This window comes from Bradyrhizobium sp. USDA 376 (genome assembly GCF_054063675.1).
Genome location: NZ_JBSSGN010000001.1, coordinates 6,860,540 through 6,884,356 on the forward strand (window position 1 = coordinate 6,860,540; position 23,817 = coordinate 6,884,356).

Consider the following 23,817-nt stretch of genomic DNA (forward strand, 5'->3'; position numbering starts at 1 on the left):
AAGCACAATGGCAAGTAGTGAGACGGCCGTTGCTGAAGCCCATCGGGCGCGGGGCCTCGGGCCCTTCCTGCGCTCGCAGATGCGCAATATCGCGCCGTTCCTGACGCTGATCTTCCTGTCCGCCTTCTTCGCCTTCGCCAGCCCCTCCTTCGCCACGCTGGACAATCTCGGCAACATCCTGACGCAGGTCTCGGTGACAGGCATCATCGCTGTCGGCCTCACCTTCGTGATCCTCTGCGCCGAGATCGACCTGTCGATCGCCAGCATCGCCAACGTCACCGGCATCGCGGTCGCCTACTTCACGCTCCAGGAATCCTACGTCAACATCGCCAACATCCCCCTGCCCGGCGCGGTCGCGATCATCCTGTCGATCCTGCTCTGCGCCCTGCTCGGTCTCGTCAACGCGCTGGGGCTGACCGTGATCGGCATCCCCTCCTTCATCATGACGCTGGCGATGATGCAGATCGCAGCCGGCATCTCCGCGCTGCTGGTGCGCGGCCAGATCGCCTACAAGGTGCCCAGCCTGATCACGACGCTCGGCTCCGGGTCGATCGCGGGCATCCCCTGGCTCGTCATCGTCGCAGCGGTGATGCTGCTCGGCGGCCACCTGGTGCTGACCTACACGCGCTTCGGCCGCTACGTCTACATGGTCGGGGGAAATCGCGAGGCGGCCGAATATTCCGGCCTCAACGTCAAGCTGATCCTCGGCGCCGTCATGGTGATCTCGGCGGTATGCTCCGGCATCGGCGGCATGCTGGGCGTCGCCCATTTCGGCAGCGCGCAGCAGAACGAGTTCGACACTTACCTGCTCGACTCCATCGCCGCCGTCGTCGTCGGCGGCACCAGCCTGTTCGGCGGCCGCGGCGGCATCGGCAACACCATCGTCGGGCTCTTCGTTCTCGGGGTCCTGAATAACGGCCTCGACCACGTCAACATCGACAGCTTCCTGAAGATCCTGATCCGCGGCCTGATCCTGCTGGCGGCGCTGATCATCAACGTCTACGCGCAGCGGCTGAGGGAAAAGGCGGCGGAGTAGACACACCCCTCAAAACAAAAAACGCGAAAACAACCCCATGCACAGTAGAAACTGCAAGGAAATTCAGCCGCTTACAAAACCCGCAATTGCGTGAGTGCGACCGCGACGACGTTTGACTCGTCGGGCAAAACAGGAGCAGGATGTCATCATGGGCGGCCGGCGCATCCGTAGCAGCTCTCCCCAAACGCTCTGACGCTCACAGCGAACGGTGCCCCGTCATCCTGAGGTGCGAGGCATGGGACGCAACGCGTCCCATGGGGAGCCTCGAAGGATGAACGGCCGAGATACAGCCGGGCCGTCGCCCTTCGAGGCTTGCTCCGCGACGCTATCGCGCCGCAGAGCGCGCACCTCAGGGTGACGGGAAGAAAGTCGAACTCGCTGCTTCAGCGTCGTCATTGCGAGCGCAGCGAAGCAATCCAGGCTGCCGCCGCGGAAACATTCTGGATTGCTTCGCTACGCTCGCAATGACGATGTGGCGACGGGAGAGCATTCCAGGACCACGTGCATTGCGGAGCATGAGGACGTGGCTCAACTCTCGGCTTTCTCATCCGACGGCAGCCGCGTGAAGCGGAAATTGCAGTGGCTCGCACCGCCCGCGAACAAAAACCTGAAGCGCAACGCCGACGGTTCGCTCACGCTGTACGCTGGCGCGAAGTCCCCCGGAGGCGACAAGCAGACGAACTGGCTGCCGGCACCGAACGGGCACTTCTCGCTCTACATCCGCGCCTATTGGGGCAAGGCGGGCATCGACGAGTCGTGGACACCACCGGTGATCAAGAAGGTGGCGTAGCGTATCGCAGGATACCTACGAAGCAGCGTCGGCCTCGTCGTGCGGGAACGAGGTCGGCTTTTGGCCCTAAACGGACCTATGGACGCTGTAGTGGATTTGTCGGCTGTTGACCCAACTGAGACATCGGCGCGGGGCTTCTTTCCCGCGTTTTGTGTTTAGGACCACGGCGGCTCTTCGCTCTTCCCGACCGCCTCGTGGTGGGTCGTGACACCCGCCGAACGCAAGCCGGTCAGCAATACTGTTCTTACAGAGACCGGATCGAATCCAATATCCTTGGCGTTTGGTGGATGTGCTTCGCTGCCCTTCAATCGGAGCGCCAAGTGCAATTGCTCGCAAAGGTGCTGAACGACGAGATTGACCTGATCGTCGGTCATGATCTGCCTTTCCTGCTACCCATTTCGCTACCCAACTAGGTAGCACATATGAAAATGGGGCGGTACACGATTAGGCCGCCGCAAGGATCAAGCCCAGTCGATTTTCCATGGGCGGGTTCCAAAATCGTTCGCCTATCGGGGCAGACCGGAAGTGACTAGCGGGCCGCTAGAGCGACGCTTTTGATCCACGACGGACGCGCGTTCCATCCCTAGGGATGCCGGTCCTCGGTCGAAGCCAATTGCGTCTGATCGGCAATCTCGTCAGCTCGCCAGCACCGGACCGCGTGTCCGTCGGCACGCGCTTCAAGCGACGGCCCCGGCTCGCTCCGACACTCTGCTTCTGCATACCGACAGCGCGGACTGAACGCACACCCGTTCGGCGGATTGAGCGGATTGGGAAGATCGCCGCCTGTCGTCGCGAGCGGTGCATGGCGCAAGGGATCGGGGATGGCGGCGATCAGGGCCTGCGTGTACGGGTGCGCCGGCCGTTCGAAGATTTCCCGCCAGTCGCCATTCTCCACGATGCGGCCGAGATACATGACGGCGACGCGGTCGCTCATGTGTTCGACGACGCCGAGGTCGTGGCTGATCATGATGTAGGACAGGCCGAGCGTGTCCTTCAGTTCCAGCAGCAGGTTGATGATCTGGGCGCGGATCGAGACGTCGAGCGCCGAGACCGGCTCGTCGCAGATGACGATCCTGGGATTGAGGATCAGGGCGCGGGCGATGCCGATGCGCTGGCGCTGGCCGCCGGAGAATTCATGCGGGTAGCGGTCGGCCTGCTCGGGGCGCAGGCCCACATGCTTGAGCATCGTCGCGACGCGGTCCTCGATCTCGCTTTTCGCGGTCACCCCGTGCACACGCAGGGGATCCTCGAGCGTGCGGCGAACGGTCTGGCGTGGATTGAGCGAGGCGTAGGGATCCTGAAACACGATCTGCACGGTGCGCGCCAGGGCCTTGCGATCGGCGGCTTGGCTGTTCGTCGCGACATCCCGCCCGTCCACCACGATATGGCCGCGCGTCGGCTTCAACAGCCCCAGGATCGACAATGCGACCGTCGACTTGCCCGACCCGGACTCGCCGACGAGGCCGAGGCACTCCCCCCGCTTCAGCGTGAGATCGACGCCGTCGACGGCACGGAGCAGCCGACGCTCTCGGCCGAACAAGCCGCCTCCCAGCGGAAAATGAACCGCGAGATCCTCGACGCTGAGAATGAGATCGTCGTCCGGCTTTGGCTCATGCATGGTGGTAACACCTGACGAAACCGCCGGCCTCGAGGACATCCGTCTGCGGCGCGACTGTCCGGCAGATGTCGGTTGCCTGCGCACAGCGCGGATTGAACCGGCAGCCATTGGGGAAACCGGTGATGGCCGGAACGACGCCTGCGATCTCCTTGAGCCTGGTGCGGCCGAGCGCGGCACGACTGCCCAGCCGCGGCAGCGAGGCGACGAGGCCCTGCGTATAGGGATGCGAGGGCGCGCGAAAAATATCGGCGGAGCCACGCTCCTCGACAATGCGGCCGGCATACATGACGGCTACGCGGCGGCAGACATTGGCGACGAGGCCGAGATCGTGGCTGATCATCAGGATCGCCGTTCCGCGCTCAGCGCACAAATTGCGCATCAGCTCGATGATCTCCGCCTGCACGGTCACGTCGAGCGCGGTGGTCGGTTCGTCCGCGATCAGGAGATCCGGACCGCAGGCCAGCGCGATGGCGATCATGACGCGCTGGCGCATGCCGCCGGACAGCTGATGCGGGTAATCGTTGACGCGCCGCTCCGGCGCAGGCACGCGGACGCTCGCGAGCGCCTCGACCGCCAGCTGGTTGGCTTCCCGCCAGCTCTTGCCCTTGTGCAGCACGAACATCTCGGCGATCTGCCGGCCAACCGGCGAGACCGGATTCAGCGCCGTCATCGGCTCCTGGAAGATCATGGCGATGCGGTTGCCGCGCAGCTCCCGCTGCCCGGCAGCGGACAGGTGCTGGATTTCCCGCCCGTCGAACCGGATGACGCCGCCGCCGACCAACAAAGGCGACCGCAACAGGCCAATCAGAGCGAGCGCCGTGATGCTCTTGCCGCAGCCGGACTCGCCGACGAGGCCGAACGTCTCGCCCCGATCGATGCGGAACGAAATGCCCTCGGCCGCCGCAACACGCCTCGATCCATCATCGAGATCGATGCGGAGATCCTCGACCTCGATCAGCGGCACGCCCGTCATGTCCGCCGGCTCCGCGAGTGGGGATCGAGGATGTCGCGCAGGCCATCGCCGAGCAGGTTGAGGCCGAGCACCGTCAGGAAGATGGCAAGGCCCGGAAACAGCGAGAGCCACGGCGCCGTCGTGATCTGGTCGCGGGCCTCCGACAGCATGCTGCCCCAGCTCGGAAAGGGCGGACGGACGCCGAGGCCGAGGAACGACAAGGCGGCTTCGGAGAGGACCGCGCTGCCCATGCCGAGCGTGCCGATGACGACGATCGGCCCTAACATGTTCGGCAAGAGCTGCGTGATCATGATGCGCAGGTCACCGTAGCCGAGCACGGTTGCCGCCTGCACATAGCCCTGGTTCCGCAGCGACAGCGCCGAGGCCCGTGCGAGGCGGCAGGTGAAGGACCAGTTGGTCAGCCCGAGTGCGATCAACAGGCTGGTCAGGCCGGGACCAAGCACCGCCATGATGGCGAGCGCGAAGATCAGCGAGGGGATCGCGAGCATCAGGTTGGTCAAGGCGTTGACGAAGTCGTCCCACCAGCCGCCAAAATAGCCGGCGCTCAGGCCCAGCGCCACGCCGATGACGCTGTTGATGAGCTGCGAGACGATGCCGACCGTCAGCGAGATGCGGGCGCCGTAGACGACGCGGGAATAGATGTCGCGCCCCTGCGCGTCGGTGCCGAACCACCAGGTCCAGCTCGGCGGCTCCTCCGCGTTCATGAGGTTGGCGTCGAGGACGGGATCGGTGTGCGCCAGCCAGGGCGCGAGCAGGCCGACCAGGATCGCAAACGCGAACAATACTCCACCGATGACGAGATTGGCGCGGAGCTTCATGCGTATCTGATCCTGGGATCGATCACGCCGTAGAGCACGTCGATCAGCAGATTGATCGCGAGAAAGAACAGCACCACCACGAGAATGGAGCCCTGGACGGCGGGAATGTCGCGCTGCAGGACGCTGTCCACCAGCAGCGAGCCGATGCCCGGCCAGGAGAACAGCTTTTCGACGACGACCGCCTGCCCCATCAGCGCGCCGAACTGCAGGCCCATGGTGGTGAGGATGAGGACCAGCGCGTTGCGCATCACGTGCCACTTCACGACGCGGGTCTCGCTCATGCCCTTCGAGCGCGCGGTGCGGACGAAGTCGGCCGTCATGATCTCGAGGACCGCCGCGCGCGTCGTCCGCGCCAGCAGCGCCATCGGCGAGACGCCGAGCGTCACGGCCGGCAGGATCAGATATTTGAGGCCGCCATCGCCATAGCCGAAGCTCGGCAGCCAGCCGAGCTTGAGCGCGAACAGGTACATTAGGAGCAGTCCGAGCCAGAATTTGGCCAATGACAGGCCCGACACCGCCAGGACCATCGAGACGGTGTCGACGAGGCTGCCCGGCCGCAAGGCCGCGACGAAGCCAAGCGGAACGCCGAGCAGAACCGCAAACGCCATGGATGCGAAGATCAGCTGCAGGGTCGGCCATGCGCGCTTGGCGATCATGGTCGTCACCGGCTCACGGGTCCGGAACGACGCCCCGAGATCGCCGGTCGCGAGCCGCGCGACATAGGCGCCGAAGCGCATGTAGACGGGCTGGTCGAGGCCGAGCTGCTTCTTCATGCGCAGCTCGACCTGCGGATCGCTGTCGTCGCTCATGCTCGAGACGATGCTGCCGGGAACGACGCTGAACAGCACGAAAACCAGCAGCACGACGGCAAGCACGGTCGGAATGGTCTGCAGGAGGCGACGGATCAGGAACGCGAGCATCTCAACTTTTCCCGGCTCCCTCCATCGCCCGTTGCGCTGGAGGGAGCGCGCGTGTCACTTCGCGGGCGAGGTCTCGTCGACCCAGAGGTCCTCGACGTTCTGATGGGTCAGCTCCGTCGCGTTCAGCTGAACTCCCTTGAGCCAGGGCTGCACCGCCATGACCGCCTTGTTGTAGTTGAAGAACCAGACCGGCGCCTCGTCGTAGAGCAGCGCATTGGCCTTTTGCAGCAGCTGGCCGCGCTTGGCGGGGTCATCCGCCTGCCCGGCTTCGTCGACCAGCTTGTCGAAGTCGGCGTTCTTGAAGTTCATGTAGTTGCAGGCCGATTGCGGCGTCGCCGAATGGAAGCATTTCAGCGCGGCCTGCGGATCCGGGCCGGTCGCCTGGGAATAGATGAAGGCCTGGTAGTCGCCGCTGCGAACCACTTCCGCCAGCACCGCGGTCTCGACCTGCTTGACCTTCGCCTTGATGCCGACCTTGTCCAGCATCGGGATGACGGCCGTAACGATCGGCAGGCCCCAGCTTTCATTCTGGCTGGTGGTCCATTCGAATTCGAAGCCGTTAGGATAGCCCGCCTCCGTGAGGAGCTGCTTGGCCTTGGCGGGGTCGTAGGCGTAGGGCTTCATGGTCTTGTCGTAGAGCGGCGAGGTCAGGGGCAGCCAGCTGGTGGCGCGATAGGCCTTGCCCTTGACCAGCTTGTTGATGATCAGGTCGGTATCGATCGCGTAGTTGATCGCCTGCCGGACACGCTTGTCGGCGAACGGCTTGAAGGCCGTGTTCATGCCCATGTAGCGCGTGAAGACCTCGGCGACCTCGACGATGGTGCCCTTGAGGTCGGCGTCGGACTGATAGGCGACGTACTGCGCAGGTCCCAGCACCGAGGTGTCGATCTCCTTGTTGCGGAAGGCGACGTCGCGTGCCGCTGCCTCGCCCATGACCGAGACGATGACCTTGTCGGCGTAGGGCTTGCCGGGCTTGTAGAACCGGTCCCACCGCTCCAGCACGATGCGCGATCCCGGCACGTGCTCGACGAACTTGAAGGGTCCGAGACCGATCGGCTTCTGGATAAAGCTCTCCTTGGCGGCCTCGTCGGCGGGATAGATCGAGGTCAGCGCGGTGAAGAAGTAGAAGCCGGGATCGACTTTCTCGGTCAGCTTCATCTCGATGGTGAAGTCGTCGATCTTCTTCAGGCCGGAGATCTCCTTGGCCTGGCCCTTCTCCACCGCGGCCGCCCCCTCGATCACGCGGACAAAGCGCGCGCCGGGATAGGCCTTGGTGCCGTCCATGATGCGGTTGTAGGACCAGATGACGTCGTCGGCGGTCATCTTGCGGCCATTGTGGAAATAGGCGTCGTCGCGCAGCTTGAAGGTGTGAACGAGACCTCCACCCGAGACCACGTCCTCCTTGGCGAGTTCCAGGACCGGCTTTCCTTCCGCGGAATTCCAGATGTAGAGCGAGCGGTGCAGGGCCTTGGCGTAGATCTCGTCCTGGGCGCGCTGGGTGGTGTGGATGTCGAGGCTGGTGAAGCTCGAGCCATAGGGCGCCGTCATGCGGATGGTTCCGCCTTTGCGCGGCGTCTGGGCCTCCACTGATCCGGCGAGCGCCAGTCCCAACCCTGCGACGATCGCAATCATCCTGAACATCATGAGTCCCCCAACAACGCAGGTTTGTTCCGACAAGAGATTTGATCATTCGTCGCCTGTCGAAAGCAAGCTTCGTTTTGGTGGCAACCGATGCCGGTTCCTGAGGCAGTCCGTCGACGGAGACCGCGGGGGTCATTGACGCGGTGCGTCATCGAGCGACCAGGATCAGTGAACATTTTCCGTGATCAACGCGACCAAGCTCAGGATCGTTATCTGAGCCCCAGGGATCGCGGAAAAAATGAATCGTCGAACGCTAGGTGCCCTGCTCGCCGGCGGTCTGGTCGCCGCCACGGCTGTGCTGGCAGGCCCGGTCGCGGCCAGCCTCGGCCGGAACAGTGAGGCGGACAGCATCCGGTTCGGCTGGAGCCGCACCTCCGGCGTGAACGACTATCTTGACGAAACCTGGTGGGCGGTCCGGGGCCATGACACTCCGGATAATTTCGTCGAACGGCTGCTCAGCATCCCCGTCGGAGCGGTCGCACGGGGCGCACGTGCGGGTTTCGAAGCCAGGGTTTCCCAGGGCACCGGTCTGCCACTGCCAGAGAGCTGGAGCATCGCTACGGCGAAGAATTCGCCGTTCATCACGTCGGTCTACGCCGAGACCCCGCGCGATCTCGCGGCGGTGCTCGGCTTCTATCGCGCCGAGCTCGGCAAGCGTGGCTGGATCGAGACGGTGGTCGAACCGGAACGGGCCGTGATCACCTTCACGACAACCCGTGGACCGATCCTGCTCCGGCTTTCCCGTCAGGACGACAGGACAATCGCCGAACTTTCGCTGCGCAAGCCGGGTATCGCGAATGCCGGCCTCCTGCCGAGGCCGAGGCAGGCCAAGCTGATGCTCGGCAACAAGTCGGACGAGGGGGCGGTCATCACCGTCGCCGACCAGACCATCAAGCTGGCGGCGCACGCCGGCGAGGAATTGACGAACTCCGACGGTGCCGCAGCCGAACTACCGGACAGCCAGAAGATCGATCTGCCGCCCGGCAGGTACAAGGTCACGCTCAAGGTCGACGGCGGTGCGGCAGAGAGCCGGGAGTTCGAAGTCGCGGCCAACGAGACCTGGGGTCTGCTGGCCGGCACGGACGGCGTCCTGCTGCCGATGCGGCTTTATTGAGGCGCATCAGCGTCTAACCGTTCGCAAACTCGGGCCGCCAATCGTGCAGTTTTCGCGCGGCGCTGGTGACATCAGCGATCGTCCGAAATGCCCCCGCCTCCACCATCATCGCACGAGCGAGCCGGACCGCCCGCGCCTCGCTCACCGCCCGTTTCCGCGGGTCCTCGATCAGCTCGAAATCGATGTTGTGGGCGAGACCGAAGATGCGGCGGATGATTTTTGCCGCGGCGAAGCCGACAGTGTCGGCGAACAGGCGCTGCATGTAGGCCTGCCGCTCGGCCTCCAGCCGCGCGGCGCCCTTCTCGCCCGGAAAGTGCGAGAGCGGATAGGCGTCCCCGGCCGCGCCGGCGCGCCAGAGATCGAGGAACTTGCCGGCGAACCCGGTCCAGACCTGCTCGACCGCCTCAAGCACCCAGCCCTCGAACGCCGCCCGCTCGCCCGGCGCGCGCTCGTGGCCGGCGGAGGCGAAATAGGCCATCAGGAGGTTGGCCAGCACCGCGCCGACGTCGAAACCCATCGGGCCGTAGAATGCGAATTCAGGGTCGATCACCCGCGTCTGGCCGTCCGTGACCATGATCGAGCCGGTATGGAGGTCGCCGTGCAGCAGCGCCTCGGGGCTCGCCATGAATCTCAGCTTCAGCCGGGAGATGGCGACATGCAGCTCCATGTCCTCGCGCAAAGCGGCGGCGAGGCCATCGAGGTACGGCACGGTCCAGCGGTTCTGTTCGGCGATGCGGTAGGGATCGGTGAAGATCAGGTCTTCGGTGATCTTGCAGAGCGCGTGGTTGCCGGCGAAGGCGGCGATGCCCTCTTTCTTCTCGGCGGCAGAGAGCGCGAGGTCGGAGGTGAAGAACAGCGTCCGCGCCATGAAGGTGGTGATGTCATCCGTGAAGCGCGGGTACTGCGTCCCGGCGACCAGCCCCTTGCGCATGATGATGTGGGGCTCGAGCAGCTCCATCACCGTCAGCGCCAGCTTCTCATTGTGGTGCAGCAGCGCCGGCACGAGGCCGGGCGCGAGCTCGGCCTGCCGGGACAAGGCCAAAAATTCGTAATGGGCCCGCGACAGCGGCAGCGGCCAGCTCTCCCCGACGAGACGGACGTAGGGCAGCGCCTGCTTCACGGCGATGCCGCCGCGCGCGCCCTTGACGATGAAGACGAGGTTGAGATTGCCGTCACCGACCTCGGTGATCTCCCAGGACGCGGGATCGCCGCCGAGCAGCGCCTTGAGGTCCGGAAGGCCCGCGAGATAATCCCGCAAGGCCGCCTCATGCAGAATCCGATAGTCCCCTGCCCGGTCCCCGGTCATGACGATCCTACCCCATGAATATGGGCCGGATCGTTACTCCCGCTCCAGGAAGCTCGAGCCGATCTCGGCCTTTCTTTTGATCGGATCGTAATCGCAATAGACGCCGTCCGCCACCAGCGTGTAGCTGGCGAAGACGTTGTACTTGTCTGGCTTGACCGAGTTCAGCCCGATCACCGAGGTGCTCTTGCCGCCGTTCCACTTGAACGGCGTCGAGCTCTTGGCCTGCTCGCAGGCCATCACCGCCTCGTTGAAGACATAGCCCTCGACGAACGCCTTCAGCGTCCGGGCCTGAACGGCGATCTTCCATTCGAAATAGCCGATGGCGCCGAGTCCTGCGACGATCAGCACCAGAAGCGCGACAACGATCCTCTGAAAAGTCATTCATTTCCCCCGAACAATCGAACAAGCGCAAAATTTCAAGCGAGAGCGCGCGCACGCCTCGTCCTTCGAGACGACCGCTTCGCGGTCTCCTCAGGATGAGGCTAACGGACATCGGTGCCCGTTGAAACTGCTGCCGCGCACTCTGCCCTCATCCTGAGGAGCCCGCCAAAGCGGGCGTCTCGAAGGATGTGCCGCACTAAGAACCTAGAACGGCATTCCCATCATTTTGGACAGGCGCTCGATCGAGAGATAGCCGGCATGGTAGGCCGCCATGCCGAGGCCGTAGATGACGGCCGAGATGATCGTGGTCCAGATCAGCTTGCGGCCCATCCGCGTCAGGATCGGCGCACCGGGGTCGGTGCCGGGGGCGCCGACGCCGTCCTCGTGCTGGCTGCGCACGCCGAACGGCAGCGTCAGGAACAGCGCGACCCACCAGATGACGAAGTAGATCGCGATCGCGGTCGATATCTGGATGGCCATGGGGCGGCCTTATGCCTGCTCGATCTCGACGAGGGCGCCGGAAAAATCCTTGGGGTGCAGGAACAGCACCGGCTTGCCATGGGCACCGATCTTCGGCACGCCGTCGCCGAGGACGCGCGCGCCCTCCTTCACCAGCGTGTCGCGCGAGACGATGATGTCGACGACCTCGTAGCAGACATGGTGGATGCCGCCGTCGGCATTACGTTCGAGGAACTTTGCGATCGGCGAAGCCTCGCCGAGCGGCTCGATGAACTCGATCTTGGTGTTGGGCAGGGTTGCGAAGACGGTGGTGACGCCGTGCTCGGGCAGCGGCACGGCCTCCGAGATCTGCGCGCCGAATGCCGCACCGTAAATCTTGGCAGCCTTGACGGCGTCCTTGGTCGCGATCGCGACATGGTTGAGGCGACCCAGCATGTTTCTTCTCCCTCAGCGCATGATCCGGGCAAGGCGGAGCGATCCGCCCGCGAGACCATGTTTACGCGGTTACACTGTCAGGACATGTACCAGACAGGGGGGCTTTTTGCCCCAATGTTCGTTGATGACGGCCCGGACAGCGCGTCGCACCGACTCAGCCAGGGCATCAGGATCCCGCCGGCGCGCCCGCGGCAGCCCCTCGATCGTGGACATGACGGCATCGAAGACCAGGTCGTCAAAAGTCTCGCCCGCCCTGTTCTTCTCGGGGATGCCGACGAGGTCGACCTCGGGTTCGTCGGCGAGCTCGCCCTGCGCGGTCAGGGCGATGGCGACGAAGGCGCAGCCGGAGAAGGCCATGCGGCGGCGCTCGACCACGGCGCGGGACTTGGAATCCTCGAGGATCGTGCCGTCCTTGTAGAGCCGGCCCGACGGCACCTCGCCGACGATGCCGGGATCGCCGGGGCCGAGCTTGACGAGGTCGCCGTTGCGGCAGACCAGCACCCGCGGCACGCCGGCGGCGCGCGCGAGTTTTGCGTGCTCGTGCAGATGCAGGGCCTCGCCGTGAACCGGGATCAGGAGCTGCGGCTTCACCCAGGAGATCAGGTCGCGCAGCTCGTCGCGGCGCGGATGGCCGGAGACGTGGACCAGAGCATCGCGGTCGGTGATGATTTCGACGCCCTGGAGCACCAGGTTGTTGATGATCGAGCCGACCGCCTTCTCGTTGCCCGGGATGGTGCGCGAGGAGAAGATGACGCTGTCGCCGCGGTTCAAGGTGATCTCGGGATGGTCGTCATTGGCGATGCGCGCCAGCGCGGCGCGCGGCTCGCCCTGGCTGCCGGTGCAGAGCGCCAGCACCTTGTCCTGCGGCAGGTGGCCGTAGACCTCGGGCGAGCGGAAATTCTGCACGCCCTCGAGATAGCCGGTCTCGCGCGCGACCTGCACCACGCGCTCCATGGCGCGGCCGACCACGACGACCTCGCGGTCCGCCGCCCTGGCGGCGTCGGCCACCGCTTTGACGCGGGCGACGTTGGAGGCAAAGGTCGTCACCGCGACGCGACCCTTGGCCGATTTGACGAGGTCGATGATGGTCTTGGCGACCTCGGCCTCCGAGGGCGAGCGGCCGTCGCGCACGGCGTTGGTGGAATCGCCGATCAGGGCGAGCACCCCCTCCTCGCCGAGCTCGCGCAGCCGCTTCTCGTCGGTCGGCGCCCCCAGCGTCGGGGTCGGGTCGATCTTCCAGTCGCCGGTGTGCAACACGATGCCGGCTTCGGTGTGGATCGCCAGCGCATGCGCTTCGGGAATCGAATGCGCGACGGGAATGAACTCGACGTTGAACGGGCCGATATCGACGCGGCCGCCTGATGGGACCACGGTGACCGGAATCTCGGGCGCATTGCGCTCGGCGGCGCATTTGGCCTCGAACAGCGCGGCGCTGAACTTGGTCGCGTAGATCGGGCATTTCAGCTTCGGCCAGAGGTCGATGATGGCGCCGAAATGATCCTCATGGGCGTGCGTCAGCACGAGGCCCATCAGGTTCTTGCGTTCCTTCTCCAGGAAGCTGATGTCGGGCATGATCAGGTCGATGCCCGGCAGATGCTCCTCGTCGCCGAAGGAGACGCCGAGATCGACCGCGAGCCAGGCACGCTGGTGACGGTTGCCGAGGCCGTAGATCGACAGGTTCATGCCGATCTCGCCGACGCCGCCGAGCGGCGCAAACACCAGTTCGTCGGGCCTCGCCATCACGCAGCTCCCACGGAGGCGACAGGGCCGAAGAACACTTCACCCGCGGCGACGGGCACGCGGCGGCCCTCCGCGGTGCGGACGATCAGGCAGCCGGTGTCGTCGATGGTGTCGAATATGCCTTCCAGCGTCGTCGTCCCCGTATGGATCGCGACCTTCTCGCCGAGGCCGGCGGCGCGCTCAAGCCACAGTTTACGGATATCTGCAAAGCCGCGGCCATTGTCCCATATGCCACGGAACTCGACCCAGGCGTCCGACAGGGCCGAGAACAGCTCCTCCGCACTGATCTGGACGCCAAGGTCTGCGAGCGACACGGCGGGCGTCGGCGTGCCCTCGGGCGCGGCGACGACGTTGGTGCCGATGCCGACGACGATGGCGAGGCGGTCACCGACGGCCTCCGCCTCCAGGCCGATGCCGACGAGCTTCTTGCCATTGGCAAGGACGTCATTCGGCCATTTCAGGGCGTAGCGGGGACGGCCCTCCCCGAGCCGCAGCGCAGCCTCAACGCTGACCTTCTCCAGGGCGGCCTCCTCCGCCAGTCCCGCCGCAAACCCGATGGTGGCGGCAACCGCTGGTGCAATGTCCAGGACCTCGAGGACGCTGGCGGCGAGATTGCCCTTCGGGGCGATCCAGGCGCGCTGGCGCCGGCCGCGGCCGGCGGTCTGCTCGGATGTGACGAACCACATCGGGCCGCGTTCGCCGGCCCGCGCATGCTCGATCGCGTCGGTGTTGGTCGAGCCGGTCCGTTCGAAAGCGGCGAGCCTGTAGCCCGCCGAGAGTGCGCGAGGACCGAGCGCGAACCCCATCCTAGAACAGCGACTTTGCCGCGGCGGAGGCGACGCTCACCACGGGCCCCGCGAACAGCGCGAACAGGATGTTGAACAGGCCCGCAACCGCCAGCACCGTCCGCACCTCGATGCGCACCGGGTCGACCTGGCCGGCCGGCTCGTCGAAATACATCGTCTTGACGATGGCGAGATAGTAGTAGGCGCCCACGACGCTGGTCAGCACCCCGATCACGGCGAGCGTGAACAGGTTCGCCTTGATGGCGGCGACGAAGACGTACCACTTCGCGAAGAAGCCGGCGAGCGGCGGGATGCCGGCGAGCGAGAACAGCAGCATCGCGAACATGAAGGCGAGCAACGGGTTGGTGCGCGACAGGCCGGCGAAATCGCTGATCTGCTCGACGGCCTGGCCATTGCGCTTCATGGCGAGGATGATCGAGAACGAGCCGAGCGTCATCGCGACATAGATCACGATGTACATCAGGACGCCCTGCGCGCCCTCGACGGTACCCGAGGCAAGGCCGACCAGGGCGAAGCCCATGTGGCCGATCGAGGAGTACGCCATCAGGCGTTTGATGTTGCTCTGGCCGATCGCGGCGAAGGAGCCGAGCGCCATCGAGGCGATCGCCACGAACACAAGGATCTGCTGCCACTGCGAGACGATGCCCGGGAATGCGGTCAGCGTGACGCGGGTGAAGACGGCGAGCGCAGCCACCTTCGGTGCCGAAGCGAAGAAGGCGGTGACCGGGGTCGGGGCGCCTTCATACACGTCCGGCGTCCACATGTGGAACGGCACGGCTGATACCTTGAAGCAGAGGCCGGCGAGCAGGAAGACCAGGCCGAAGATCAGGCCGATATTCGAGACCGTCACGGCCGCGGCGATGCCGGTGAAGCTGACCGTGCCGGTGAAGCCGTAAACCAGCGAAGAGCCGTAGAGCAGCATGCCCGAGGACAGCGCGCCGAGCACGAAATACTTCAGGCCGGCTTCGGTCGACTTGGCGTTGTCGCGGTTCGAGGAGGCCACGACATAGAGCGCCAGCGACATCAATTCGAGGCCGAGATAGAGCGAGATCAGGTCGCCGGCCGAGATCAGCACCATCATGCCGAGCGTCGAGAGCAGCACCAGGATGGCGTATTCGAAGATGCGGCGCGAGGGATCGGACAGGAACTCGGTCGACAGCACCAGCGTCACCGCCGAGCCGATCAGGGCCAGGATCTTCATGAAGCGGGCGAAGTCGTCGACGATGAAGCTGCCGCCGAAGGTCACCTGCTTGCCCGCGGGCTGGGCGTAGACGAGCACGCCGACCACGACCAGCAGCAGGACCGCCAGCGACGTCACCGTCCTGGTCGTCTCCTGCCCGCGATAGGCCCCGAGCATCAGAAGCGCCATGGCGCCGACCGCGAGCACGAGCTCGGGCAGCACCGGCGCCAGTTGATAACCTGCAGTCGAAAAGCTCATGGCGATATCCTGACCTGCCCGATCACTGGAGCAGTGCGGCGGCCTTCACGGCCGTCACAGCGGTGTTGTAGTTGTTGACGAGTTGCTGGACCGAAGCGGCCGACATGTCGAGCACCGGCTTCGGATAGACGCCGAACAGGATCGTCAGCGCGATCATCGGGAACAGAATCACGCATTCGCGCAAGGTGAGATCCTTCATGCTCATCAGCGACGGCTTGACCATCGCCCCGAACACGACCTTGCGGTAGAGCCACAGCGCGTAGCCCGCCGAGAGGATCACGCCGAAGGTGGCGAAGAACGCGGTCGGGATCGAGACCTTGAAGGTGCCGAGCAGCGTCATGAACTCGCCGACGAAGCCGCTCGTCCCGGGCAGACCGACATTGGCCATGGTGAAGACCATGAAGGTCATCGCGTAGAGCGGCATCCGGTTGACGAGGCCGCCATAGGCAGCGATCTCGCGGGTGTGCAGGCGGTCGTAGACGATGCCGACGCAGAGGAACAGCGCGCCGGAGACGATGCCGTGCGAGATCATCTGGAACATGCCGCCGGCGACGCCCTGCATGGTGCCGGCGAAGATGCCCATGGTGACGAAGCCCATATGCGCCACTGACGAGTAGGCGATCAGCTTCTTCATGTCCTCCTGCATCAACGCCACCAGCGAGGTGTAGATGATGGCGATGGCCGAGAGCGTGAAGATCAGCGGCGCGAAGTCGTGCGAGGCCAGCGGGAACATCGGCAGCGAGAAGCGCAGGAAGCCGTAGCCGCCCATCTTCAGCAGGATCGCGGCAAGGACCACGGAGCCGGCCGTCGGCGCCTCGACGTGCGCGTCGGGGAGCCAGGTGTGCACCGGCCACATCGGCATCTTCACCGCGAAGGAGGCGAAGAAGGCAAGCCAGGCCCAGGTCTGCAAGGACCGCGGCACGGCGGTGTGCATCAGGGTCGGAATGTCGGTGGTGCCGCCGTTCCAGTACAGCGCCATGATGGCGAGCAGCATCAAGACGGAGCCGAGCAGCGTGTAGAGGAAGAACTTGAACGAGGCGTAGACCCGGCGCGGACCACCCCAGACACCGATGATCAGGAACATCGGGATCAGGCCCCCCTCGAAGAACAGGTAGAACAGCACGAGATCGAGCGCCGAGAAGGTGCCGACCATCAGCGTTTCCAGGATCAGGAACGCCATCATGTACTCGCGGACGCGGTTGGTGATCGCCTTCCAGCTCGCGATGATACAGAACGGCATCACGGCGGTGGTGAGGATCACGAGCGGCAGCGAAATGCCGTCGACGCCCATGTGGTAGGTGATGCCGGTGGCGAGCCAGTTCGCCTTCTCGACGAACTGGAAGTCGGGGTTCGACGGGTCGAAGCGCATGACCAGGATCACCGACACCGCGAAGGTGATCAGGGTGGTCCAGAGCGCGATCCAGCGCGAATTGCGCTTGGCCGCTTCGTCATCGCCGCGGCTGAGATAGACGATCAGCGCGCCGACCACCGGCAGGAACGTCGTGACCGAAAGAATGGGCCAGGTTGTCATTTACTGGCCTCCAAAGCCGAACATGAACCAGGTGATCAGGCCGGCGGCACCGATCAGCATGGCGAATGCATAATGGTAGAGATAGCCGGTCTGGATCTTCACGACGTTGCGGGTGACGTCCAGCACGCGGGCGGAGACGCCGTCGGGACCGAAGCCGTCGATGATGAAGCCGTCGCCCTTCTTCCAAAGCTGATAGCCGATCCACTTCGCCGGACGGACGAAGATGATCTCGTAGAGCTCGTCGAAGTACCATTTGTTGAGCAGGAACTGGTACAGCATCGGATGCTCTGCGGCGAGCCGAACGGGGATGTAAGGCCGGCGGATGTAGAACAGGTACGAGACGAGGAAGCCCAGCACCATCATCACCGTCGGCAGGAAGGCGATGGTCTCGGGGATGTGGTGCATCTCCTCGATGATGTGCGGGTTCATCTTCACGGACTCGCGGAAGAACTCCTCGACGCCGTGGCCGGCGAACAGCTCCTTGAACGGCAGACCCGCGACGAACGAGCCGACCGCGAGCACGCCGATCGGGATCAGGATCCAGAGCGGGGCTTCATGCGCAGCCTCGTAATGATGCTCGTCATGCGGCTCGCCGTGGAAAGTCTTGAAGATCAGGCGCCAGGAGTAGAACGAGGTCAGGCCGGCGGCGACGACCGTCATCAGGAAGCCGTAGACCCCGAACGGATTGTGCGAGGCGTAGGCGGACTCGATGATCGCGTCCTTGGAGAAGTAGCCGGCGGTGAGCGGGAAGCCGGTCAGCGCCAGCGTGCCGACCACCATCACCGCATAGGTGTAGGGGATCTTGCGCCAGAGGCCGCCCATGTTGCGGATGTCCTGCTCGTGGTGCATCGCATAGATCACCGAGCCGGAGCCCAAGAACAGCAGCGCCTTGAAGAAGGCGTGCGTGAACAGGTGGAACATGCCGACCGAATAGGCCCCTGCTCCCATCGCGACGAACATGTAGCCGAGCTGCGAACAGGTCGAGTAGGCGACGATGCGCTTGATGTCGTTCTGGACGAGGCCGATGGTGGCCGCGAAGAACGCCGTGGTCGCGCCGAAGAACATCACGACGGCCTGGGCGGTCGGGGCGAGCTCGAACAGCGGCGACAGGCGCGCCACCATGAAGACGCCCGCGGTGACCATGGTCGCGGCGTGGATCAGCGCCGAGACCGGGGTCGGGCCTTCCATCGCGTCCGGCAACCAGGTGTGCAGCAGGAACTGCGCCGACTTGCCCATCGCGCCCATGAACAGCAGCAGGCAGGTCAGGGTCAGTGCGTCGGCGTGCCAGCCGAGGAAATTGATGGTCTTGCCGGTCAGGCCAGGTGCGGCATGGAAGATCGTCTCGAAATCGGTCGAGCCGGCGAGCATGAAGATCGCGAAGATGCCGAGTGCGAAGCCGAAGTCGCCGACGCGGTTGACTACGAAGGCCTTGATGGCGGCCGCGTTAGCCGACGGCTTCTGGTACCAGAAGCCGATCAGCAGGTAGCTGGCGAGACCCACGCCTTCCCAGCCGAAGAACAGCTGGACCAAATTGTCCGCCGTCACCAGCATCAGCATGGCGAAGGTGAACAGTGAGAGATAGCCGAAGAAGCGCGGCCGGTACGGATCCTCGTCCATGTAGCCGATGGAATAGAGGTGTACGAGCGAGGACACGGTCGTCACCACCACCAGCATCACGGCGGTGAGCGTGTCGACGCGCAGCGTCCACCAGACCTGGAGGTCGCCGGAGAAGATGAAAGGCAGCAGCTGGATGCGGGCGTCGTGGTGCATGAAGCCGACATCGACCAGCGTGATCCAGGACAGCGCCGCCGCGACGAACAGCAGCCCCGTGGTGATCAGCTCCGCCGCACGCGAGCCCGCAGCAGCCGGCTCGACCGGGCCGTGGCCGTGATCGTCATGGCCATGGTCATCATGCGCGGCCGACGCGTGCGCATCACCATGACCGTGGTCGCCGTGATGCTCGACCTCGTCGCCCGAGGGGTTGCGGGCATGCGCGCCGACCAGGGAGATGAGGCCGGCCAGAATGGCGCCCAGCAGAGGCAGGAAAACGATTGCCTGAACCATTTGAGAGCTCAGCCCTTCATCAGATTGACGTCCTCAACCGCGATCGAGCCGCGGTTGCGGAAATAGACCACCAGGATGGCGAGACCGATCGCGGCTTCCGCAGCCGCAACCGTCAGCACCAAGAGCGCGAAGACCTGGCCGACGATGTCGCCGAGGAAGGTCGAGAACGCCACGAGGTTGATGTTGACCGAGAGCAGGATCAGCTCGATCGACATCAGGATGACGATGATGTTCTTGCGGTTCAGGAAGATGCCGAGGATCCCGAGCGTGAACAGGATCGCGCCGACCGCCAGATAATGTCCGAGCCCGATCGTCATTTCACCCACTCCGCAGCATCGGCATCCGAGAGCCCCTGCCCCGGAGCCACCTTGCGCATCGCCATCGCCATCTCGGGCGTGCGCGCGTTCTGAACGTTGATGTCCTGCCGCTTCACGCTCGCCTTGTGGCGCAGCGTGAGCACGATGGCGCCGATCATGGCGACCAGGAGCACCATGCCCGCGAGCTGGAAGTAGTGGATGTACTTCGTATAGAGCACGAGCCCGAGCGCCTCGGTGTTGGAGACGTTGGCCGGAATCGCCGCCGTGATCGTCTTGGCGACGCCGGGGTTGATGACCCAGAAGCCGACGGTGAGCAGCAGCTCGAACAGGAAGATGCCGCCGATCACGAGGCCGACCGGCAGGTACTCGATGAAGCCCTCGCGCAGCTCGAGGAAGTCGACGTCGAGCATCATGATCACGAACAGGAACAGCACCGCGACCGCGCCGACATAGACGACGATCAGCATCATGCCGAGGAACTCGGCGCCCATCAGCACGAACAGGCCGGAGGCGTTGACGAAGGCCAGGATCAGGTACAGCACGGAGTGCACGGGATTGCGCGAGACAATCACCATCACCGCCGAGGCGACGCAGATGCCGGCGAAGAGATAGAAGAACAGCGCGGGAAGGATCATCGAGAAACTCCCGTCATTCCGGGGAGCGGGCAGAGCCCGCGAACCCGGAATCTGGAGGTTGTGGCGCGAGATTCCGGGTTCGCGCTTTGCGCGCCCCGGAATGACGAGGAGGTGGCGGGAAGGATCATGCCCTCACCTCACCGGTACGGCGCGTCGAGCTCGATCGCTTTCGCGATCTCGCGTTCCCAGCGGTCGCCGTTGGCGAGCAGCTTGGCCTTGTCATAGAACAGTTCCTCGCGGGTCTCGGTCGCGAACTCGAAGTTCGGACCTTCGACGATGGCGTCGACCGGACAGGCCTCCTGGCAGAGGCCGCAATAGATGCACTTCACCATGTCGATGTCGTAGCGCACGGTGCGGCGGGTGCCGTCGTTGCGGCGCGGGCCGGCCTCGATGGTGATGGCCTGCGCGGGGCAGACCGCTTCGCACAGCTTGCAGGCGATGCAGCGCTCTTCACCGTTCGGATAGCGGCGCAGCGCATGCTCGCCGCGGAAGCGCGGCGAGATCGGCCCCTTCTCGAACGGATAGTTCAGCGTCGGCTTCGGCTGGAAGAAATAGCGCATGGCGAGGAAGAACGCCGAGACGAATTCCGACAGCAGAAGCGAGCGTGCGGTGGCGTTGATGTTGATACCCATGACGGCCCTCACTTCGGCGCGATGCCGGCGAAGTGCAGCACGCCGGCCACCACGATCACCATCGCCAGCGACAGCGGCAGGAACACCTTCCAGCCGAGGCGCATCAGTTGATCGTAGCGGTAGCGCGGCACGATCGCCTTTGCCATCGCGAACAGGAAGAACATGAAGAACAGTTTCAGCGCGAACCAGATGATCCCCGGCACCCAGTTGAAGGGCGGCAGATCCACCGGCGGCAGCCAGCCTCCGAGGAACAGGATCGTCGCCAGCGCGCACATCGTGACGATCGCAACGTATTCGCCGAGCATGAACAGCAGATACGGCGTCGAGCCGTATTCGACCATGAAGCCGGCGACGAGCTCGGATTCCGCTTCGACGAGGTCGAAGGGCGGACGGTTGGTTTCCGCCAGCGCCGAGACGTAGAACACCACGAACATCGGGAACAGCGGCCAGACGTACCAGTTCAGGATGGTGAGCTGCGGCAGCCCGATCAGGCTGGCGAGACCGCGTGCGTGCTGGGCCTCGACCACGGCCGAGAGGTTCAGCGTGCCGGCGCAGAGCAGCACCGTGATGATGACGAAGCCGATCGAGACTTCATACGACACCATCTGCGCCGCCGAACGCAGCGCGGCCAGGAACGGATACTTCGAGTTCGACGACCAGCCGGCCATGATGATGCCGTAGATCGACAGCGACGAGATCGCGAAGATGAAGAGGACGCCGACATTGATGTCGGAGATCACCCAGCCGAGATTGGTCGGGATCACCGCCCAGGCCGCGAGCGCGAGCACGCAGGAGACCAGCGGCGCCAGCAGGAAGACGCCCTTGTTGGCGCCGGCCGGGATGATCGGCTCCTTCAGCACGAACTTGAGCAGGTCCGCGAAGGACTGCAGCAGGCCCCACGGGCCGACCACGTTCGGGCCGCGGCGGATCTGCACCGCCGCCCAGATCTTGCGGTCGGCGAGCAGGATGTAGGCGATCGCCACGAGCAGGACGACGAGCACCAGGACGCTCTGCGCGACCATGATGATCAGCGGCCAGAGGAACCCGGTCCAGAATGCGCTTTCGAAGAATTCCATCAGGTCACGCTCACTCCGCTGCGGTCAGCATCTGCCCGGAGGCAAGCCGCGAGCATTCCGCCATCACGGCGGACGCACGCGCGATTGGGTTGGTCAAATAGAAGTCCTCGACCAGCGGCTTGAACGGCGCCTTCTCGGGCGAGCCGCCCTTCCCCGCCAGCTTCTTGACCTGGTCGGCGGAGCCGGCCTCGATCTGGTCGAGACGGATCAGATGCGGGACGGCCTTGAAGATCGCCTGACGCAGCGCGGGAAGCGAGTCATAGCCGAGCTTCTTGCCGAGCGCTTCCGACAGCGCACGGATGATCGCCCAGTCCTCGCGGGCTTCGCCCGGCGGGAACGCGGCACGTCCCGTCATCTGCACGCGGCCTTCGGTGTTGACGTAGATCGCGGACTTCTCGGTGTAGGCGGCGGCCGGCAGGATCACGTCGGCGCGGTGCGCGCCGCGGTCGCCATGGGTGCCGATATAGACGACGAAGGTGCCGTCCGGCGCCTTGATCTCGTCGGCCCCGAGCAGGAACAGCAGGTCCAGCGTGCCGAACGTCGTCATCTGCGCCGCGTTCAGCCCGCCCGCCGTGGCGGCGAAGCCGATATCGAGCGCGCCGACGCGCGAGGCGGTCTCGTGCAGCACGCCGAAGCCGTTCCAGCCGTCCTTGACCGCGCCGACGTCGAGCGCGAGCTTGGCGGCGGCAGCGAGGATGGCGGCGCCGTCGTGACGGGCGGCCGCGCCCGAACCGACCAGGATGATCGGATGCTTGGCGTTCTTCAGCACGTCCATGAAGGAGTGCTTGCCGGCCGCGAGCTCACTGAGCGTCTCCGTGCCCGCGCCGAGATGGTCGTAATCATAGGTCAGGTCGGCCTTGGCGCCGATCACGCCGACCTTGAAGCCGCCGCCGCGCCAGCGCTTGCGGATGCGGGCGTTGAATACGGCCGCTTCTTTCCGCGGATTGGCGCCGATGATGAGCAGCGCATCGGCCTGCTCGACACCCACCAGGGTCGGATTGAAGATGTAGGAGCCGCGGCCGAGCGCGGGGTCGAAGGCGTCGCCGCCCTGCACCGCCAGATTGCTCGAGCCGTACTTGGCGAGCAGGTCCTTCAGCGCGAACATCTCCTCGACGCCGGCGAGGTCGCCGGCGATCGCACCGATGCGCTTGCCGTCGGTGCGCGCCGCCTTGGCAGCGATCACGGCAAAGGCCTCGGGCCAGGTCGCCGCGCGCAGCTTGCCGGCCTCGCGGATATAGGGCCGGTCGAGGCGCTGGGTGCGCAGGCCGTCGACGATGTGGCGGGTCTTGTCGGAGATCCACTCCTCGTTCACGGCCTCGTTGATGCGCGGCAGCACGCGCATCACCTCACGGCCGCGGGTGTCGACGCGGATCGCCGAGCCGACGCCGTCCATGACGTCGATCGACTGGGTCTTGCCGAGTTCCCAGGGACGCGCGGCGAAAGCATAGGGCTTCGAGGTCAGCGCGCCGACCGGGCAGATGTCGACGAGATTGCCCTGCAGCTCCGACGTCAGCGCGTGCTGGAGATAGGTCGTGATCTCCATGTCCTCGCCGCGGCCGGTAGCGCCCATCTCGGGGGCGCCGGCGACTTCCGCCGAGAAGCGGACGCAGCGCGTGCACTGGATGCAGCGGTTCATCGAGGTCTTGACCAGCGCGCCGAGATACTTGTCCTCGACCGCGCGCTTGTTCTCGGCGAAGCGGCTGGTGTCGACACCATAGCCCATCGCCTGGTCCTGCAGGTCGCACTCGCCGCCCTGGTCGCAGATCGGGCAATCCAGCGGATGGTTGATGAGAAGGAATTCCATCACGCCTTCGCGCGCCTTCTTCACCATCGGCGAACGCGTGGAGATCTCCGGCGGCTCGCCCTTGGGGCCCGGACGGCAGTCGCGCACGCCCCAGGCGCAGCTCGCGACCGGCTTCGGGCCGCCCTTCACCTCGACGAGGCACATCCGGCAATTGCCGGCGATCGACAGCCGCTCGTGATAGCAGAAGCGCGGAATCTCGGCGCCGGCCGCCTCGCACGCCTGAAGCAGCGTGTACTCGGCGGGGACATCGATCTCTTTGCCGTCGATGATGAGCTTGGTCATG

22 protein-coding genes and 1 pseudogene are annotated in these 23,817 nt (G+C 65.0%); 3 read left to right on the forward strand and 20 right to left on the reverse strand.

All coding sequences use genetic code 11. The annotated features are described in order from the left end of the window. Positions 1-7: 7 nt before the first annotated feature. Positions 8-1,036 carry an ABC transporter permease gene (locus tag ACVJ19_RS31915; RefSeq protein ID WP_453953106.1) on the forward strand — a complete coding sequence of 343 codons (1,029 nt, stop codon included), beginning with the start codon at positions 8-10 and terminating at the stop codon, positions 1,034-1,036. Between the two features lie 598 nt (positions 1,037-1,634). Continuing rightward, positions 1,635-1,826 (forward strand): annotated as a pseudogene (locus ACVJ19_RS31920) (DUF1214 domain-containing protein); the annotation flags it as partial. A gap of 155 nt (positions 1,827-1,981) precedes the next feature. Here the strand turns inward: ACVJ19_RS31920 and ACVJ19_RS31925 are convergent. From ACVJ19_RS31925 to ACVJ19_RS31950, 6 genes are all read right to left on the reverse strand, one after another. Beyond that, entirely contained in the window at positions 1,982-2,200 is a 219-nt protein-coding gene (locus ACVJ19_RS31925; RefSeq protein WP_453953107.1) for a hypothetical protein, read from the reverse strand. A 209-nt stretch (positions 2,201-2,409) separates the two neighbouring features. Further along, positions 2,410-3,444, reverse strand: a complete 1,035-nt coding sequence (locus ACVJ19_RS31930) for an ABC transporter ATP-binding protein (protein ID WP_453953108.1) — start codon at positions 3,442-3,444, stop codon at positions 2,410-2,412. Next, on the reverse strand, positions 3,437-4,417 hold the full coding sequence (locus ACVJ19_RS31935; RefSeq protein ID WP_453953109.1) for an ABC transporter ATP-binding protein: 981 nt from the start codon (positions 4,415-4,417) through the stop codon (positions 3,437-3,439). The genes ACVJ19_RS31930 and ACVJ19_RS31935 overlap by 8 nt, the downstream gene beginning before the upstream one ends. Continuing rightward, complete coding sequence (locus tag ACVJ19_RS31940) at positions 4,414-5,235, reverse strand: ABC transporter permease (protein WP_453953110.1); 822 nt, start codon at positions 5,233-5,235, stop codon at positions 4,414-4,416. Before ACVJ19_RS31940 ends, ACVJ19_RS31935 begins: the two co-directional genes overlap by 4 nt. Then, positions 5,232-6,155: an ABC transporter permease gene (locus ACVJ19_RS31945; RefSeq protein ID WP_453953111.1), complete on the reverse strand. Its 924-nt coding sequence runs from the start codon at positions 6,153-6,155 to the stop codon at positions 5,232-5,234. The genes ACVJ19_RS31940 and ACVJ19_RS31945 overlap by 4 nt, the downstream gene beginning before the upstream one ends. A gap of 54 nt (positions 6,156-6,209) precedes the next feature. Then, a complete protein-coding gene (locus ACVJ19_RS31950) occupies positions 6,210-7,799 on the reverse strand; it encodes an ABC transporter substrate-binding protein (RefSeq protein WP_453953112.1) in 1,590 nt (529 codons plus the stop codon). A gap of 235 nt (positions 7,800-8,034) precedes the next feature. Here ACVJ19_RS31950 and ACVJ19_RS31955 point away from each other — a divergent pair, with 235 nt between their 5' ends. Further along, the gene (locus ACVJ19_RS31955) at positions 8,035-8,910 is read left to right on the forward strand and encodes a hypothetical protein (protein ID WP_453953113.1); all 876 of its coding nucleotides are present in this window, start codon (positions 8,035-8,037) and stop codon (positions 8,908-8,910) included. Between the two features lie 13 nt (positions 8,911-8,923). On the opposite strand, the gene mtnK is transcribed toward ACVJ19_RS31955, so the two are convergent. From mtnK to nuoG, 14 genes are all read right to left on the reverse strand, one after another. Continuing rightward, positions 8,924-10,216, reverse strand: a complete 1,293-nt coding sequence (gene mtnK, locus ACVJ19_RS31960) for an S-methyl-5-thioribose kinase (protein WP_453953114.1) — start codon at positions 10,214-10,216, stop codon at positions 8,924-8,926. Positions 10,217-10,249: 33 nt separating this feature from the next. Next, on the reverse strand, positions 10,250-10,597 hold the full coding sequence (locus tag ACVJ19_RS31965; RefSeq protein ID WP_453953115.1) for a hypothetical protein: 348 nt from the start codon (positions 10,595-10,597) through the stop codon (positions 10,250-10,252). A 204-nt stretch (positions 10,598-10,801) separates the two neighbouring features. Beyond that, positions 10,802-11,077 (reverse strand): DUF1467 family protein, encoded by a 276-nt coding sequence (locus ACVJ19_RS31970; protein ID WP_453953116.1) that lies wholly within the window; start codon positions 11,075-11,077, stop codon positions 10,802-10,804. 9 nt (positions 11,078-11,086) lie between these two features. Further along, a complete protein-coding gene (gene mce / locus ACVJ19_RS31975; protein WP_453953117.1) occupies positions 11,087-11,491 on the reverse strand; it encodes a methylmalonyl-CoA epimerase in 405 nt (134 codons plus the stop codon). 69 nt (positions 11,492-11,560) lie between these two features. Then, positions 11,561-13,231, reverse strand: a complete 1,671-nt coding sequence (locus ACVJ19_RS31980; RefSeq protein WP_453953118.1) for a ribonuclease J — start codon at positions 13,229-13,231, stop codon at positions 11,561-11,563. Beyond that, the gene (locus ACVJ19_RS31985; protein ID WP_453953119.1) at positions 13,231-14,037 is read right to left on the reverse strand and encodes a biotin--[acetyl-CoA-carboxylase] ligase; all 807 of its coding nucleotides are present in this window, start codon (positions 14,035-14,037) and stop codon (positions 13,231-13,233) included. The genes ACVJ19_RS31980 and ACVJ19_RS31985 overlap by 1 nt, the downstream gene beginning before the upstream one ends. Before the next feature lies 1 nt (position 14,038). Further along, on the reverse strand, positions 14,039-15,475 hold the full coding sequence (gene nuoN / locus ACVJ19_RS31990) for an NADH-quinone oxidoreductase subunit NuoN (protein WP_453953120.1): 1,437 nt from the start codon (positions 15,473-15,475) through the stop codon (positions 14,039-14,041). A gap of 22 nt (positions 15,476-15,497) precedes the next feature. Continuing rightward, the gene (locus ACVJ19_RS31995; protein ID WP_453953121.1) at positions 15,498-17,006 is read right to left on the reverse strand and encodes an NADH-quinone oxidoreductase subunit M; all 1,509 of its coding nucleotides are present in this window, start codon (positions 17,004-17,006) and stop codon (positions 15,498-15,500) included. Next, a complete protein-coding gene (gene nuoL, locus ACVJ19_RS32000; protein WP_453953122.1) occupies positions 17,007-19,070 on the reverse strand; it encodes an NADH-quinone oxidoreductase subunit L in 2,064 nt (687 codons plus the stop codon). Positions 19,071-19,078: 8 nt separating this feature from the next. Further along, positions 19,079-19,387, reverse strand: a complete 309-nt coding sequence (nuoK, locus tag ACVJ19_RS32005; RefSeq protein WP_008547737.1) for an NADH-quinone oxidoreductase subunit NuoK — start codon at positions 19,385-19,387, stop codon at positions 19,079-19,081. Beyond that, positions 19,384-20,022 carry an NADH-quinone oxidoreductase subunit J gene (locus tag ACVJ19_RS32010; protein ID WP_453953123.1) on the reverse strand — a complete coding sequence of 213 codons (639 nt, stop codon included), beginning with the start codon at positions 20,020-20,022 and terminating at the stop codon, positions 19,384-19,386. Before ACVJ19_RS32010 ends, nuoK begins: the two co-directional genes overlap by 4 nt. Positions 20,023-20,159: 137 nt before the next feature. Further along, positions 20,160-20,648 (reverse strand): NADH-quinone oxidoreductase subunit NuoI, encoded by a 489-nt coding sequence (gene nuoI, locus ACVJ19_RS32015; protein WP_026232873.1) that lies wholly within the window; start codon positions 20,646-20,648, stop codon positions 20,160-20,162. 14 nt (positions 20,649-20,662) lie between these two features. Then, positions 20,663-21,730: an NADH-quinone oxidoreductase subunit NuoH gene (nuoH, locus tag ACVJ19_RS32020; protein ID WP_453953124.1), complete on the reverse strand. Its 1,068-nt coding sequence runs from the start codon at positions 21,728-21,730 to the stop codon at positions 20,663-20,665. Between the two features lie 10 nt (positions 21,731-21,740). Further along, positions 21,741-23,816 (reverse strand): NADH-quinone oxidoreductase subunit NuoG, encoded by a 2,076-nt coding sequence (gene nuoG, locus ACVJ19_RS32025; protein WP_453953126.1) that lies wholly within the window; start codon positions 23,814-23,816, stop codon positions 21,741-21,743. Position 23,817: the final 1 nt, after the last annotated feature.

What these genes read in the sequence shown, in the direction of transcription:
- ACVJ19_RS31945 (WP_453953111.1), bottom strand. Translation starts at nt 6,155, where the DNA reads ATGCTCGCGTTCCTGATCCGTCGCCTCCTGCAGACCATTCCGACCGTG.
- nuoG (WP_453953126.1), bottom strand. Translation starts at nt 23,816, where the DNA reads ATGACCAAGCTCATCATCGACGGCAAAGAGATCGATGTCCCCGCCGAG.
- ACVJ19_RS31955 (WP_453953113.1), top strand. Translation starts at nt 8,035, where the DNA reads ATGAATCGTCGAACGCTAGGTGCCCTGCTCGCCGGCGGTCTGGTCGCC.
- ACVJ19_RS32010 (WP_453953123.1), bottom strand. Translation starts at nt 20,022, where the DNA reads ATGATCCTTCCCGCGCTGTTCTTCTATCTCTTCGCCGGCATCTGCGTC.
- nuoH (WP_453953124.1), bottom strand. Translation starts at nt 21,730, where the DNA reads ATGGAATTCTTCGAAAGCGCATTCTGGACCGGGTTCCTCTGGCCGCTG.
- nuoL (WP_453953122.1), bottom strand. Translation starts at nt 19,070, where the DNA reads ATGGTTCAGGCAATCGTTTTCCTGCCTCTGCTGGGCGCCATTCTGGCC.
- ACVJ19_RS31940 (WP_453953110.1), bottom strand. Translation starts at nt 5,235, where the DNA reads ATGAAGCTCCGCGCCAATCTCGTCATCGGTGGAGTATTGTTCGCGTTT.
- nuoN (WP_453953120.1), bottom strand. Translation starts at nt 15,475, where the DNA reads ATGAGCTTTTCGACTGCAGGTTATCAACTGGCGCCGGTGCTGCCCGAG.
- ACVJ19_RS31970 (WP_453953116.1), bottom strand. Translation starts at nt 11,077, where the DNA reads ATGGCCATCCAGATATCGACCGCGATCGCGATCTACTTCGTCATCTGG.
- ACVJ19_RS31980 (WP_453953118.1), bottom strand. Translation starts at nt 13,231, where the DNA reads ATGGCGAGGCCCGACGAACTGGTGTTTGCGCCGCTCGGCGGCGTCGGC.
- ACVJ19_RS31950 (WP_453953112.1), bottom strand. Translation starts at nt 7,799, where the DNA reads ATGATGTTCAGGATGATTGCGATCGTCGCAGGGTTGGGACTGGCGCTC.
- ACVJ19_RS31935 (WP_453953109.1), bottom strand. Translation starts at nt 4,417, where the DNA reads ATGACGGGCGTGCCGCTGATCGAGGTCGAGGATCTCCGCATCGATCTC.
- nuoK (WP_008547737.1), bottom strand. Translation starts at nt 19,387, where the DNA reads ATGACGATCGGGCTCGGACATTATCTGGCGGTCGGCGCGATCCTGTTC.
- ACVJ19_RS31915 (WP_453953106.1), top strand. Translation starts at nt 8, where the DNA reads ATGGCAAGTAGTGAGACGGCCGTTGCTGAAGCCCATCGGGCGCGGGGC.
- ACVJ19_RS31995 (WP_453953121.1), bottom strand. Translation starts at nt 17,006, where the DNA reads ATGACAACCTGGCCCATTCTTTCGGTCACGACGTTCCTGCCGGTGGTC.
- mce (WP_453953117.1), bottom strand. Translation starts at nt 11,491, where the DNA reads ATGCTGGGTCGCCTCAACCATGTCGCGATCGCGACCAAGGACGCCGTC.
- ACVJ19_RS31965 (WP_453953115.1), bottom strand. Translation starts at nt 10,597, where the DNA reads ATGACTTTTCAGAGGATCGTTGTCGCGCTTCTGGTGCTGATCGTCGCA.
- mtnK (WP_453953114.1), bottom strand. Translation starts at nt 10,216, where the DNA reads ATGACCGGGGACCGGGCAGGGGACTATCGGATTCTGCATGAGGCGGCC.
- ACVJ19_RS31930 (WP_453953108.1), bottom strand. Translation starts at nt 3,444, where the DNA reads ATGCATGAGCCAAAGCCGGACGACGATCTCATTCTCAGCGTCGAGGAT.
- ACVJ19_RS31985 (WP_453953119.1), bottom strand. Translation starts at nt 14,037, where the DNA reads ATGGGGTTCGCGCTCGGTCCTCGCGCACTCTCGGCGGGCTACAGGCTC.
- ACVJ19_RS31925 (WP_453953107.1), bottom strand. Translation starts at nt 2,200, where the DNA reads ATGACCGACGATCAGGTCAATCTCGTCGTTCAGCACCTTTGCGAGCAA.